The sequence below is a fragment of the Marinobacterium sp. MBR-111 genome (genome assembly GCF_040547585.1).
GTDB classification, from domain to species: domain Bacteria; phylum Pseudomonadota; class Gammaproteobacteria; order Pseudomonadales; family Balneatricaceae; genus Marinobacterium; species Marinobacterium iners.
This window is the reverse complement of sequence record NZ_JBEPQA010000010.1, coordinates 88,176-101,475: the sequence shown is the minus strand read 5'-3', so window position 1 is coordinate 101,475 and position 13,300 is coordinate 88,176. Positions and strand designations below refer to the sequence as shown.

The following is a 13,300-nucleotide window of genomic DNA, read 5'->3' as shown; positions in this document are numbered from 1 at the left end:
GTGACTTAAAACTCAGCTCGCATCTCCACACACCTGTAACCACGCGGCCTGCGGCGGTAAAATGGACGCCATTCTCGATTCACCCAGACAGTGATATCTTACTATTAACCCGGCGGCAGTTTCTGTCGAAAAGGAGCCAGTAACCATGCGGCTTTCAGCCGGATTTGGTAGACCTAAATTGCCACCAGGTTAATATGCGTACCTTCAAGCTGGAACAGTCCAAAACCGAGATTATCACACCCCACGGCGGTCTGGCGCTGGTTGGCCACAGTGTCAACAGAATGACCTCCCTGGCCAAGACCTCGCGCACCATCGTCAAGCGCCATGGCATCGCCAACATCGATCTCATTCGCACCTACCTGGGATTGATTTGCCTGGGCAAGAGCGACTTCGAAGCCGTCGAGCACGCACGCCATGATCCCTTCTTTAAAGCGGCCATGGGCATCAAGCAATCACCTTCATCCGCTCGGCTGCGTCAGCGTTTCGATGAAGATGCCAGGGCACTGATCCCGTTGTTGGATGAAGCCAGTGTCGAGTTTCTGTGCAAGGCGTCTGTACCTGTCGGCACGCTTGCCACCGGTCACGCGCCGCTGGATATAGACGTCTTCCCCATGGACAACAGCAACAGTAAAAAAGAAGGCGTGGCCTACACCTACAAGGGGCATGACGGCTACGCCCCCATCGCGGCCTACCTGGGCACGGAGGGCTGGTGTCTGGGCTGTGAGCTGCACCGAAGTCATTCGTGGTAACAGAAACAGCAAGGTCTATCACTTGCCAGAAGGCTGCCCAAGCTATGACCGTGTAAGTGAACGAAACATTGTTGAGTTTCAGTCAGAAGCTGAGGCACAGGCAGCAGGATTTCGGAAGGCAGGTAATTGCAAATAGGGGTTACCTGTTAACCTTCTCGTCCGGGAGAGGGTGTGCCGTGGGCACAATTTGATGAAGTTGGTTTGTTGGCAACCTCATCAAATATCAGCACGTTTCACGCTACACTAAGGCTTACCAAACTGCACATAGACAACGTTATCAGAAGGTGCTGAATCGACTTTCTGCTCAGCACTCAGAGAGATTAGCAACTCGCCCCAACGCTCCCAAATACGCACCTGCAGTGGCCAACGGTCTGCTCTGTTGTAGGTTGCAATCAGTTTTGGTTCTGCATGACCAATCATGACATCAGCTAAAAGCTTGTCGGCACCCAAGTGCTCTGTCCAAGCAGTTGTCGCAGTCCGTCGTAGGTCATGAATCGAAAATAGATTCATTTTCCCCAATGGAGCCGAAGCATCTCGCTCTTTTTGTTTTCTGCCCTGCAATCGATTCAGGGATTGTGTAGGAGCATCCAGACCAATAGCCTGCCCGGGTACGTCCGGTGACTCAAACACGAATGCTGAACGGCTCAACTGTTGCTGCTGTTTCAGGATACCCAAGCTGAATGATGACAGAGAAACTCGTCGCTGTTGCCGAGTTTTGGTCCTGTCAGCAGGTAAAGTCCATATCCCTGACTCCAAATCCACCTCTGACCACTGCATCTGAGAAACTTCGCTGCGCCTTGCACCGGTCGAGATGAGCATGCGCATCACGTTCCTGACAGTCAGGCTGGTACGGCTTGTCGAGTCATTCAAGACTTCTAGCAGCTCTTTGAGCTCTTCAAGCGAGAGGTGACGATCTTTGGGCGGGGACGGACGTGCCTTGATTTTGGCTGGCGTAATGCTGGCTGCTGGACTTTCTTCAATCTGCTCCAGATCCTCGGCATACGCAAAAATACCTTTTAGCATGATCAGGCACTGCCGGGCTTCCTCCCTGGCTTTCGTCGCAGCATCACTCAACACCTCAATCAGCTTGGCTCGTGTGACATCCTGCACGCGCATGGCAGCCAACTCTTTTTCAAGATGGAGAGCCCAGCGCCGTTCGCGTTGCTTGATAGTGCGCTCAGTGGGGAGGCGGCCTGTTCGAGTAGGGCTGGATGCGAAATGCTTCATCCAGCGCTGATAAGCTTCTCGCATGGTCCAGGCTTGGGTGTTCTTAGCGACTTCTGCTGCGCGGTATGTACGGGGATCGATTCCTTTCTTCACAAGCTGTACAGCGTCAGCATGGAGCTCTCGGGCTTTCTTCAAGCTGATCGCAGGGTACTCACCCATCCGATAGTCTGCAGACTTATTCGCGATGGAAAAGCGATACAACCACACTTTCTGATTTCTACCTTTACGCACCTCGATAAACAGTCCGTGCCCCATCGGAGTGTGAACACGCACGCGCTGAACATTACGTCCCTCATCAAGACGCAGTGCTGCAATTTCCTTCGAGGTGGTGATCGCTTTTCTCACTGACCTGCCCCTTATTTACGCCTCAAAAAAGGCCAAAAGTGCACCAAGGTGCGCACCAAGGTTTTACCTAGTATAGAGCGAAATCTGCTGAGACGCCATGAGACAATAAATAACTATAACTTGTTGTATTTAAATACTTTTATGGCACATAATGGGACTTACTGAAACCCCATGGAATTGCAAAAATTACCCTCCTAAGGGGCAGGTCGCAGGTTAGAGTCCTGCCTGGGGCACCAGTCTTTTTGGCATCAATCAGCTTCTGACGCCCCACCACCCATCGCCACTACCACTCTGTTGCGGCCACTGTTTTTGGCCTGATAAAGTGCATTATCGGCTTTGCGCAACACCCTCTGATAATCGGGGTGACCATCAAAGCAGGCCACACCCACGCTGATGGTGGCTTTCAGCTCTTTGCCATCGTACAGTAGGAAACTTTCCCGCTCGACGCTTTTACGCAGCTTCTCCGCCACAGTCCTGGCACGCGTGGCATCCATATCCACCGCGATGAGTAAAAACTCTTCACCACCCAAGCGGAACAGGTAATCACCGGAACGACTATTGTTCAGCAATATCAACGCCAGCTGTTGCAGGACACTGTCCCCCGCCTGATGCCCGTGAATGTCGTTCACTTGCTTGAAGTGATCAATATCAATAGCAAGGACAGCGAAGGCTGTTTTCTGAGTGCGGGACTGGCTGACCTGCTTGCTCAACACGACCGGCATGAACTTCCGGTTCAACAGCCGCGTCAGCACATCTCGACCGGATTCCAATTCATCGTTGCGCTCAAACAAATTGCTGAGGTGAAAGCGTATGCTTTTCACCTTATCCCGCAGGTCTCGCAACAGGTGTACGCGTGAATCCTGGCTGATGGCGATGGTGTTGCCGCCATCCGATCCGAAAAGCGGCAGCAGCACACTGTCAATCTCTTCCATGGTATCCATCACCGCGCCGGCCTCAGCCGAGCCCTCAAAGGCATGAATGCCTTTGTGACGGAACCATAAACCAAAGTCCGACGACTGTATGCGCGGCAGTTCACTCAGTTGAGTACCAACCGCCTGACTGAACATCAACTGATTTTCCCAGTCGAACAGAGCCGCCCTCTGCTGCTCTTTCTCGCTGGCAATATTCTGGGTGATGGCAAAAAGTCGATAGGCCTCTTCAGATCGCGAATTTCGATCGTGTGACAGGGAGTAGGCGTGCCCCATAACTTCCATTGTCAGATCGATGGTATCCGATGCCAGTCGCATCGCCGCATACTGATCTTCATCTGGCAGATTCGGCACTTCATGCAGCAGCTGAACAAAGCGATCCTTGAGGCAACGCGCACCTCTCAGCACCAGGTGAACAGGTATGCCAATGCGAGCATGCACTTCACCGATCTTGCGCTGTTCCGCTATCAATCGCAGCACATCATCTTCAGTGGTCGAAACAAACAGGCCCGCAACCCAACGCTGCATGGACTGACCCAAACGACTCTGTACTTCATCGTTTGACAGAAACTGTGATGCAGCGGGATCACCCAGCATCTCGCGATAAAAGTGCTCTGACAATGAGCTCGCGTGCTGCTGGGAAAGGTCGATGACAAACTGCTGAACCTCTGCACTGAAGCGTTGATTGATTGCAGTCCACTCTGTACACAATTGCTCGGTCGAAAAGCGAGGCATGATCACTCCATGGCCCGTAGGAAGGAAACATCAAGTTAAAGTGTATCATGGCCCACGTTCTTATTGATCCGACTCAAAACCTTATGGTTGGCGAACGCACACTAATATTGCTAGTATGCAATCAGGTTTGGCTTTGATGTATGGCCTTTCCCGCTTTCCAGCGAAAGAATCTCTCCCGAAAGGGCAACCACTGTTCGCAGTGGGCGCAAAGCCTAGGGTCTGCAATGGATGAGACTGCCTGGCTACCGAAAGAGAGATTCGCCCTACCCTTATTTCCGTGCTACCTGTCCCGTAATAGACTTCAGGCCTCTCGAATCGCGTTCCTATTTGACCTCATCTTCTCGTCCTTTTGGCAACTCTCGGCTTAGTGCCTTTTCAACCGCACCCGCTGACTTGGCGTAGCGTGCCAGCAAGTTATACAGCACCGGAATGATGAAAAGAGTCAGCGTGGCGGCAAACAACAACCCGCCCAGAATGACCACACCAATAGCGGCACGGCTTTCCGCCCCCGCTCCTGTCGCCAGCACCAGTGGTATCGCACCGAAGATGGTGGATATGGTGGTCATCAATACCGGTCTGAAGCGCATGATCGCCCCCTGGAGAATCGCCTCATGTACGTCCAGACCCTTATCACGCAACTGATTGGCAAACTCCACAATAAGGATGCCGTTTTTGGCCATCAGCCCCAGCAACATGATGATGCCGATCTGGCTGTAGATATTGAGACTGATCCCCGATGCCCAAAGCGCAGCCAGTGCTCCCGTCACAGCCAGAGGCACGGTCAGCATAATAATCAGGGGGTGAATCCAGCTCTCGAACTGAGCCGCCAACACCAGGAAGACAATGACAAATGCCAGTGCAAACGTCAGATAGATCGCCGCTGAAGATTCCTGAAATTCACGGCTGAGTCCCTGATAGCTGACACGGGCTTCAGGTGGCAAATAGTCCTGCGCCAGCCCGTTAAGGTAATTCAGTGCCGTACCCAGGTCATAGCCGGGCGCCAGTGAGCCACTGATAATGACGGCAGGCAAGCGGTCGATGCGCCGCAGGTCTGGGTTCGCCCCCACCTCCTCTACATCCACCAGTGACTGCAGCGGAATCAGGCCGCCCCCTTCACGCGGGCGAAGATAGATCCGCCCAAGGTCAGCTGGCGTCGCCCTGCTCGCATCCTGCGCTTGTACGATCACATCATACTCACGGCCCCGATCCATGTAGGTGGTAACCTGACGTGACGCCAGTACGGTTTGCAAGGTCAGCCCCACATCTTCAACCGTGACATCAAGATCAGCCGCACGCTGGCGGTCGATGTTTACGCGCAGCTCTGGTCGAGTCAGCTCAAAGTCGGTTTCAAGGTTGATCAGGTTAGGGTTTTCCTGCGCTCGCTGCAGGATCTCCTGGCTCCAGCTTTGTACACTTTCATAGTCTGGCCCTCCGATTACAAAGGAGACAGGCTGGCTGAAGCCACTTTGCCCAAGACCAGGCGGGTTGATCGGAATCGAGCGCACGCCGGGTACCTGTGCCAGTTTTGGAAACAACTCAGCGGCAATGCTCTGCTGTTTCACATCACGCTGATCCCAGTGGCTAAGACCCAAGATAATAAAAGCGTTGTCAGCTTCACCACGGAAACCGACAATCGACAGCAAGCGTTCCGCGACTCCGTCTTCAAGATAGGGCAGCAGTCGCTGTTCGACCTGGCGCACATGATGCTCGGTATAGTCGGCTGTGGAACCACGCGGTGCCTTGCTGGGCATGATAATGACACCCCGATCTTCGGTCGGCGCCAACTCCTGCGGCAAGCGCGGAAAGATCACGGCTGCCAGCACCAGGCCAGCAAGGCCAATCCCCAGCAAAAGACCGGGTTGACGCAATGAGAAGCGCAGCAACCGTTCATAGCCTCGGTTAAGCGCCCCCAATACACGTTCGCTTGCCATCCAGATCCGGTGTCCCTCTTCCTGCTCTGGACTGTGTTGAAGCCACTTGGAGCACAACATCGGGGCCAGCGTCAGTGCCACAAAACTTGACACGATAACTGCCGAAGCCAGTGTGAAGCCGAATTCGCTGAACAGGCGACCAATATTCCCGCCCATAAATGAGATCGGCACGAATACCGCCACCAGTGTCAGCGTGGTGGCGATCACGGCAAAGGCAACCTGACGCGCCCCCAGATAGGCGGCCACCAGAGGTTTCTCACCCTCATCAATACGACGCTGAATGTTTTCCAGCATGACGATGGCATCATCCACCACCAGACCGATCGCCAGAATGATCGCCAGCAGTGTCAACACGTTGATGGAGAAGCCGAGAAAGCCAAGACCGATAAACGCACCGATGACCGCGACCGGTATGGTCACGGCCGGTATCAGAGTAGCCCGCCAGGAACGCAGGAAGATGAAGATCACCAGTATCACCAGTGATACCGAGATCGCCAGCGTGACCAGAACTTCCTTGATGGATGCGCGAATAAAGATCGATTCGTCATAGCTTTCGGTGATGCTTACTTCAGGCGGAAGACTCTCCCGAATCCGACTCAGCTCTTCCTTCACCCGGTCTGAGACCGCGACCGTGTTGGCCTTCGACTGACGCGTAATCCCCATGCCTATGGCGGTCTGTCCATTGGCACGTAAACGACTGACATCAGACTCAACACCCAGTTGCACATCGGCCACATCGCCCAGTCGCAACAGCACGTTACCGTCACGGCGAATCACCATTTCACGGAACTCTTCAACCCGGTTGAGCCGCCCCTCCGTGCGCACGGTAAAGTCACGACTGACCGACTCCACCGAACCACCGGGTAACTCGACATTGTTGGCCCGCAGTGCCCGCTCCACTTCAGCCACCGTCATATCACGCGCCGCCAACCGCTCCGGGTCCAGCCAGACACGCACGGCATAACGACGCTCGCCGCCAATCCGTACCTCCGCCACACCATCGACCACCGCCAAACGGTCTTTCAGTACCCGGTCAGCAAAGTCACTCAGCTGTGCGGAATCCCAGATATCGGATCTCAGGGTAATCCACATCATCGGTCGTGCATTGGAGTCCGCCTTGCGAACCACCGGGGGATCTGCTTCATCCGGCAATCGGTTAATCACACGGGCCACGGCATCACGCACGTCATTGGCCGCCACATCCACATCACGCGAGGTGGTGAACTCGATGGTGGTGCGTGATTCGCCCTGCTCGGTACTGGATTCAATGGAGCGAATACCCTCAATACCGCTGATTGCACCCTCGATCACCTGCGTAATCTGGGTATCCACAACCTCGGCGGCGGCACCGGTATAGTCAGTCGAAACAGACACTACCGGCGGATCGATGTCGGGATATTCACGCACCGGCAGCTGATTCAGGGCCGCCAATCCAAACACCAGAATAAGCAGACTCATGACCGTGGCAAACACGGGTCGCTTGATGGAAATATCGGACAACACCATGTTCAGGACTCCTGCCGGATCAACTCAGACGCCGGAATGGCATTATCCGTACCTTCAAGAATCTGCAGTGCATCACCACTGGAAAGCCGATCCTGAGCCGTGATCACAACCCGATCTTCCGTGTTGATGCCCGAGAGAATTTCGACCTTGCCCGGCTCACGACTGCCCAGCTGTACCGAACGGCGTTCGGCCGTATTGTCGCCAGTGGCGACGAACAGATAGCGCTCATCCCCCTGCAACAGCACTGCCTGCTCAGGTACGACCAGCGCCTCGCGCTGCCTGAGTGTCAACCGAACCGACATAAATTGCCCCGGACGCAGACGTCCTTCACTGTTGTCGATCAGTGCCCTGACCTTTAGCGTTCGGCTAAGCGGGTCGATTCGGGTATCCAGCTCCGCCAGTTCACCTTGAAACACTTCGCCAGGCCAGCTCGAGGTAACACTGTTTACAGGCTGCCCTGACTGCAACTGGCCGACAAAACGCTCAGCTACGGCAAAGGTCAGCTCCATCTCACTGCTTGCATCCAGAGTGGTCAGCGGGTCTCCGCTTTCAATATAGGCACCTGGACTGAACTCACGCAGCCCGACTACGCCTGCAAAGGGGGCCACGATACGGTGGTTGGCTGCCCTGACTCTGGCTGCCTGTCGCTCGGCTTCGGCCACATTGACGGTTGTACGCAGTTCATCCACCTGAGCCTGAGATATGCTGTTGCTGTTGCGCAGCTGCTGGGCTCGGCGCAATTGACGCTGAGCATCGGCCAATCGTGCCTCAGCTACCGCCAGATCAGCCTGAGCCTGACGATCATCCAGCTGCACCAAAAGCTGCCCCTTTTTCACTTGCTGACCGGTGGTGAAATCAATCGCTACAATCCGCCCGGTAACCTCACTGGTCACCGCAACTTCATCGCGCGAGCGCAAGGTGCCAACCGCTTCAATTCTATCCCTGACTGTCTGTACTTCTGGCTGGACCACGTGTACGGCTTGAGGACGTTTTTCCCGCCCCTGTTGCTGCTCAACGGGGGCAAGCTGATGCCAGGCAAGAGCCGCCAATGCCGTCATAACCATGATCAACAATCCTGTTAGCCATTGTTTCACGAATTTTTTCTCCCTCTATTGCCCGGGTTAGTGACAGACGATCCTTTGCGGTCTTATCATGCCCACGTCACGTTGCACGCTGCAGCAAAACATATTCAGGTGAACTTTTCACCGTCTGTTAAGCTGCGCTACTGCAGAGTCGGCACCCACATCAGAGTCAACTGACACTGTCAGGTTCCTTACTTTATCTGCTGGCTGGAGTTATCCATGCTTTCTACTCGTTCGTCCCGATCAAGGATCACCCGTCTTACTTTTCTGCTGGGCCTTGCCGTACTGCTGTCAGGCTGTAGCCACGATCGTTACCTGTTTCTGGAGCGTGCCGAGCTGGATCAACTGGAGCAACAGCACAAACTGCAACAGCAGCGCATTGAAGCTCTTGAAGCTCTTGAAACACGCACTCTTGAGCAGTTTGATGTTATGGAAACGCGCCAGCAGCTGCGCCAGCAGGCACTGCTCGACCGTTTGAGCCGACAACAGGACCTGATTCAGTCACTGCCGCAACAGCAGGCAAGCATTTTGCCACCGCAGCCAACCACCAGCGAGCCGTCCGCCCGTCTCAAGGGCAAACTGGTAGTGGGTGAGACGGAACCGATTTACATTGCCGATCCGGGCCTAGTCTATACTGCACGCATTGACAGCGGAGCCACAACCTCTTCCCTGCATGCACTCAATATCCAGCGTTTTGAACGCAACGGACAGCCTTGGGTCCGGTTTGATATCAGTGTACCCGGCCGTGATGAAACCCTGACCATGGAGCATGAAATTTCCCGACGTGCTCGCATCATACAATCAAACACCGATGACCCCGAACGACGCATTGTCGTAGAGCTGCCGTTCATGATTGGCGATCACCGTGACCTGGCTGAATTTACCCTGAGCGATCGCAGCCACCTGACCTACCCAGTACTGGTTGGACGCAACATCCTGCGTGATGTGATGCTGATTGATGTGGGCCAGGAGTTCGTGACCGAGCTGCCCGAAGGCCTCAATACTGAACAGGGAGCCAAAACACCTTGAGCCGACATTCAAAAGCCCCGTTTTATATTGCAACGGGCCTGCTGATTCTGGCCGGCGTCCTGCTGGCCGTTCTGCGTCATTATCAGCTGGGGGTTCCCTGGCTACCAGGCCAGCAACAGCCTGTCTGGCTGGTCGAAGCACGGGTCGATTTTCGTGCCTGGGGCGAGCCCGTCACGGTCAGCCTCAACCTGCCGGACAGTCCGCCGGGGTTTTCGGTACTGTCCGAGCAGGCAGCCTCACCCGGTTACGGTTTTGCCATTACACAACGTGGCCATGATCGCCGTGCGGAGTGGACAATCCGCCAGGCAAACGGCCCACAGACACTCTACTTCAAGAGCCGACTGATCGCTTCCGCACAGACCGACACTGAGCCCGACAATACTCCAGTCACCGCCAGCGAAGTTTTTCTGGAGGGACCGGACATTGCGGCCGCACGCGCGGCGATTGAGCTGGCGGGCAGTCGCTCCAGCAATCCGGCCAGCTTCACACGCGAGTTGATCACCCTGCTTAACAGCCCAACACCGGACCAGAATACGCGACTTTTGCTGAGTGACAGAACCCGCGCCGAGGCACTTTACCTTCTCATCAACCACAGCGGCACACCGGCTCGCATCGCCGAAGGACTGCGACTTGAGGACGCTCGCCGACAGCAATCGCTGCTACCCTGGCTGCAGGTACATGACGGCAAGCGCTGGCTCACGTTCAACCCACGTACCGCTGAGCAAGGGGTGCCGGATGATGTATTGCTCTGGCGGCAGGAGGCCAGTTCATTACTGGATGTAACCGGAGGCAGCAACTCGGTGGTCAGCTTCTCAATGTTGCGTCAGACAGTTCCCGCCCTGCAGATCATCCGCGCCGAGGCTGACGGGCAGGCGTTCGGGGCCTTCAGCCTGCATCAACTCCCGGTTGAGCAGCAAGGCATGTTCCGCATGCTGTTGTTGCTTCCGTTTGGTGCACTGGTGGTCTGCCTGATGCGAATAGTGGTTGGCATCAAGACTTCCGGCACATTCATGCCGGTATTGATTGCTGTGGCCTTTGTGCAAACCTCTCTACTGCCAGGCCTAGCGGCCTTTATCGGCGTGGTCACACTGGGGCTCTTGATGCGAGGATATCTATCCAGCCTGAACCTGCTGCTGGTATCACGCATATCGGCTCTGATTGTACTGGTGCTGTTTATCACCGCCGGCATCAGCATTATCGGCTACCAAATGGGCTACAGCACCGGCATGACCGTCACATTTTTCCCGATGGTCATTCTGGCCTGGACCATTGAGCGCATGTCGATCCTGTGGGAAGAAGAAGGTGCTCGCGAGGTGGTTACTCAGGGCTTTGGCAGCCTGTTGGTCGCCATTTTTGCATTCCTGGTGATGCGCGCGCCGCTGGCAGAGCACCTCAGCTTCAATTTTCCCGAGCTACACCTTGTAGTACTGGGGCTAATCCTGCTGCTGGGTCAGTATACCGGTTACAAGCTCACCGAACTGCGCCGATTCACCCCGATGAAAAGGTACGACTAATGGGCTGGTGGGGCGATTGGATCAGCCCGCGCCGCATGAACCGGCTCGGCATCCTCAATATGAACAAGCGCAATATTGACTATATTGCGCGCTATAACGACCGCAGTGCCTACCCACTGGTAGACAACAAGCTGCTAACCAAACAGACCGTGGCAGAGTACGGCGTCGCCACACCTGCCTTGCTGCAGGTGGTGCGTGAGCAGCACGAAATTGGCCACTTCATGGAGCGGGTTAAAGGCTTCGATGGCTTTGCGATCAAACCGGCCAAGGGCTCCGGCGGCAAGGGCATTCTGGTAATCGGCTCGCATGAGGGTGAGCGCTTTATCAAAGCATCCGGGATGGAAATTTCGCTGCAGGAAATCGAGCGCCACCTGTCCAATATTCTGGCGGGGCTCTACTCACTGGGCGGCGCCCCCGATGTAGCCATCGTTGAGGCTTTGGTACGCTCCGAACCAGGCCTTGCACGCCACTCTTTTCAAGGTGTACCGGACATTCGCATCATTGTGTTCCAGGGCTATCCCGTAATGGCAATGCTGCGGCTGGCAACGCGTGCTTCAGATGGCAAGGCCAATCTGCATCAGGGTGCAGTGGGTGTCGGGCTGGATCTTGCCAACGGCCGCGCCCGCAACGCCGTACAGTTCGACCGTCCGTTGACGCTGCATCCCGATACCGGCCTTGAACTCAACAGCATCGAGATCGAAAGCTGGCAGTACCTGCTGAACATGGCCAGCAGCTGTTATGAAGCCACCGGGCTTGGCTACATGGGGGTGGACCTGGTCGTCGACGCGTTGCGTGGCCCACTTCTGTTGGAGTTGAATGCCCGCCCCGGGCTAGCCATCCAGATTGCAAATGGCAAGGGCCTGCTGCCACGCCTGCAGGCGGTTGAGGCACTGCGTCGTCCTCACCTGACCCCCGAGGCGCGAGTCGAGTGGGCCATGCAGCAGGCAGGCGCCAAGCCAGGCGATATTGACCCTGCACCGCTCTGCCTGGTAAACAGCATCCTCAGTGAGCAGCAGCGAACCCCGGCAGACGGCTGACCCTGGTCACCAGCACGACACCCAGCAGTGACATTGCACCGGTTGCCATCCAGGTCCAGTGCCAGCCACCAGCCTGAGCTGCCAGCCAGGCGATGGCTGGCGGCGCCACAAACTGACCAAAAGCCGACCATTGCAGCATCCAGCCAACACAGGTCGACACCACAGAACTGTCCGGTGCCAACCTTACCGCCAGCGAGAACAACGCTCCTGGCACCATGCCGCCGATGGCCGAAAACAGCAGTACAGCAAGGTAACGCAGCCAAGGGAAGTCAGCTGTCAGAGCCGAGAAAGCAAACCACGTGGTCATTGCCATCACAGCGAAACCGCCATACAGCAACTGCCTTGCCCCTACCCCCGCATGCAGCAAACGCCCCGACAGGACATTACCAATGATGTTGACCACCGCCGCCAGAGCTGTCAGCGGACCCACCAGCCCGGCACTGATGCCCGCCTCGGAATAGATTGAGGGCAGAAAGCCGATGACTGAAAGCCACTGACCGGAATAGGTGGCAAAAATCATCGCCACCAGCCAGGGGCCCGGATGACTCAGGGTCAATTTTAGTCGCCCCAGCACACGTCCCAACGCACTGCCTACCGGCCCCTCCTGGCGCGTATGCAGTTGCTGGTCCGGTGGCACGGCACGCCAGACCCATAACAGCATCAGCAGCGACAACAGTGCCATCAATATCCACCAGCCTTGCCAGCCCACCTGTGCCATTACCCATGGTCCAGCCAACAAGGCCGTGCCGGTGCCCAACCCCATATAGCACCCCCACCAGCCAAGCCGCAGGCTCAGCTTCTCTGCCACCACCAGGTGCCGAATCAGCCCCGGACCGGATAGCGTCACCAGCAGAAAACCGAAACCTTCAATACCCCTCAGCAACAGCAGCATGGCCGCACTCTGTGCCTGGCTGCCGATCAGGCTGGCGAGCACCAGAATACCCAGCCCCAGCAGCACACTGCGGCGCAAGCCGGCACTGTCCGCCAGCAGCCCAATCAGGGCCCCTGCCAGCATGCCGGCCAGCTGCACCAGAGACAGCAGGAATCCGGCCTCAACCAAAGTGACACCAAGAGCATCCTGCAGCACCGGAATGGCTGGTGGCAGTTTTCCGATATGAAGGGCAGCCGTGATACCTGCCAACATCACAACAAATTCAGGGGCCAGAGACCGCATCCTTAGACTCCAATAAGCAAAAGCCCGGGCACAGGGCCCGGG

Annotated in this window: 9 protein-coding genes, 1 pseudogene and 1 riboswitch; of the genes and pseudogenes, 5 read left to right on the top strand and 5 right to left on the bottom strand. The window is 56.0% G+C overall.

The genetic code is table 11. The features are described 5' to 3' along the window. Positions 1-194 precede the first annotated feature (194 nt). Positions 195-728: pseudogene (locus ABIE61_RS09335) on the top strand (transposase family protein); the annotation flags it as partial. Further along, on the top strand, positions 664-885 hold the full coding sequence (locus tag ABIE61_RS18850; protein WP_502915049.1) for a sunset domain-containing protein: 222 nt from the start codon (positions 664-666) through the stop codon (positions 883-885). The pseudogene ABIE61_RS09335 and the gene ABIE61_RS18850, both read left to right, overlap by 65 nt. A gap of 107 nt (positions 886-992) precedes the next feature. Here the strand turns inward: ABIE61_RS18850 and ABIE61_RS09330 are convergent, their stop codons facing one another. The 4 genes from ABIE61_RS09330 to ABIE61_RS09315 form a co-directional block, all read right to left on the bottom strand. Further along, the gene (locus tag ABIE61_RS09330) at positions 993-2,321 is read right to left on the bottom strand and encodes a tyrosine-type recombinase/integrase (RefSeq protein WP_354408786.1); all 1,329 of its coding nucleotides are present in this window, start codon (positions 2,319-2,321) and stop codon (positions 993-995) included. 248 nt (positions 2,322-2,569) lie between these two features. After that, a complete protein-coding gene (locus ABIE61_RS09325) occupies positions 2,570-3,985 on the bottom strand; it encodes a diguanylate cyclase (protein ID WP_354408784.1) in 1,416 nt (471 codons plus the stop codon). 172 nt (positions 3,986-4,157) lie between these two features. Then, positions 4,158-4,235: riboswitch (cyclic di-GMP riboswitch) on the top strand. 73 nt (positions 4,236-4,308) lie between these two features. Beyond that, a complete protein-coding gene (locus ABIE61_RS09320) occupies positions 4,309-7,422 on the bottom strand; it encodes an efflux RND transporter permease subunit (protein WP_354408781.1) in 3,114 nt (1,037 codons plus the stop codon). Positions 7,423-7,424: 2 nt separating this feature from the next. Next, positions 7,425-8,486, bottom strand: coding sequence for an efflux RND transporter periplasmic adaptor subunit (locus tag ABIE61_RS09315; protein ID WP_354408778.1), 1,062 nt, complete (start codon positions 8,484-8,486; stop codon positions 7,425-7,427). Positions 8,487-8,723: 237 nt separating this feature from the next. Between ABIE61_RS09315 and ABIE61_RS09310 the strand changes: the two genes are divergently transcribed. From ABIE61_RS09310 to ABIE61_RS09300, 3 genes are read left to right on the top strand one after another with little or no spacing between them, the layout of a single operon-like run. Beyond that, the gene (locus ABIE61_RS09310) at positions 8,724-9,533 is read left to right on the top strand and encodes a putative ATP-dependent zinc protease (protein WP_091822612.1); all 810 of its coding nucleotides are present in this window, start codon (positions 8,724-8,726) and stop codon (positions 9,531-9,533) included. Beyond that, positions 9,530-11,047, top strand: coding sequence for an inactive transglutaminase family protein (locus ABIE61_RS09305; protein WP_354408775.1), 1,518 nt, complete (start codon positions 9,530-9,532; stop codon positions 11,045-11,047). Before ABIE61_RS09310 ends, ABIE61_RS09305 begins: the two co-directional genes overlap by 4 nt. Continuing rightward, complete coding sequence (locus ABIE61_RS09300) at positions 11,047-12,084, top strand: alpha-L-glutamate ligase-like protein (RefSeq protein ID WP_206838781.1); 1,038 nt, start codon at positions 11,047-11,049, stop codon at positions 12,082-12,084. The genes ABIE61_RS09305 and ABIE61_RS09300 overlap by 1 nt, the downstream gene beginning before the upstream one ends. Here the strand turns inward: ABIE61_RS09300 and ABIE61_RS09295 are convergent. Then, a complete protein-coding gene (locus ABIE61_RS09295) occupies positions 12,050-13,258 on the bottom strand; it encodes an MFS transporter (RefSeq protein ID WP_354408774.1) in 1,209 nt (402 codons plus the stop codon). The genes ABIE61_RS09300 and ABIE61_RS09295 overlap by 35 nt on opposite strands. Positions 13,259-13,300: the final 42 nt, after the last annotated feature.

Bases quoted from the DNA above. Each gene is read 5' to 3' on its own strand.
- ABIE61_RS09325 (WP_354408784.1), bottom strand. From the start codon at position 3,985: ATGCCTCGCTTTTCGACCGAGCAATTGTGTACAGAGTGGACTGCAATC.
- ABIE61_RS09300 (WP_206838781.1), top strand. From the start codon at position 11,047: ATGGGCTGGTGGGGCGATTGGATCAGCCCGCGCCGCATGAACCGGCTC.
- ABIE61_RS09295 (WP_354408774.1), bottom strand. From the start codon at position 13,258: ATGCGGTCTCTGGCCCCTGAATTTGTTGTGATGTTGGCAGGTATCACG.
- ABIE61_RS09320 (WP_354408781.1), bottom strand. From the start codon at position 7,422: ATGGTGTTGTCCGATATTTCCATCAAGCGACCCGTGTTTGCCACGGTC.
- ABIE61_RS09315 (WP_354408778.1), bottom strand. From the start codon at position 8,486: ATGGTTATGACGGCATTGGCGGCTCTTGCCTGGCATCAGCTTGCCCCC.
- ABIE61_RS09310 (WP_091822612.1), top strand. From the start codon at position 8,724: ATGCTTTCTACTCGTTCGTCCCGATCAAGGATCACCCGTCTTACTTTT.
- ABIE61_RS18850 (WP_502915049.1), top strand. From the start codon at position 664: ATGACGGCTACGCCCCCATCGCGGCCTACCTGGGCACGGAGGGCTGGT.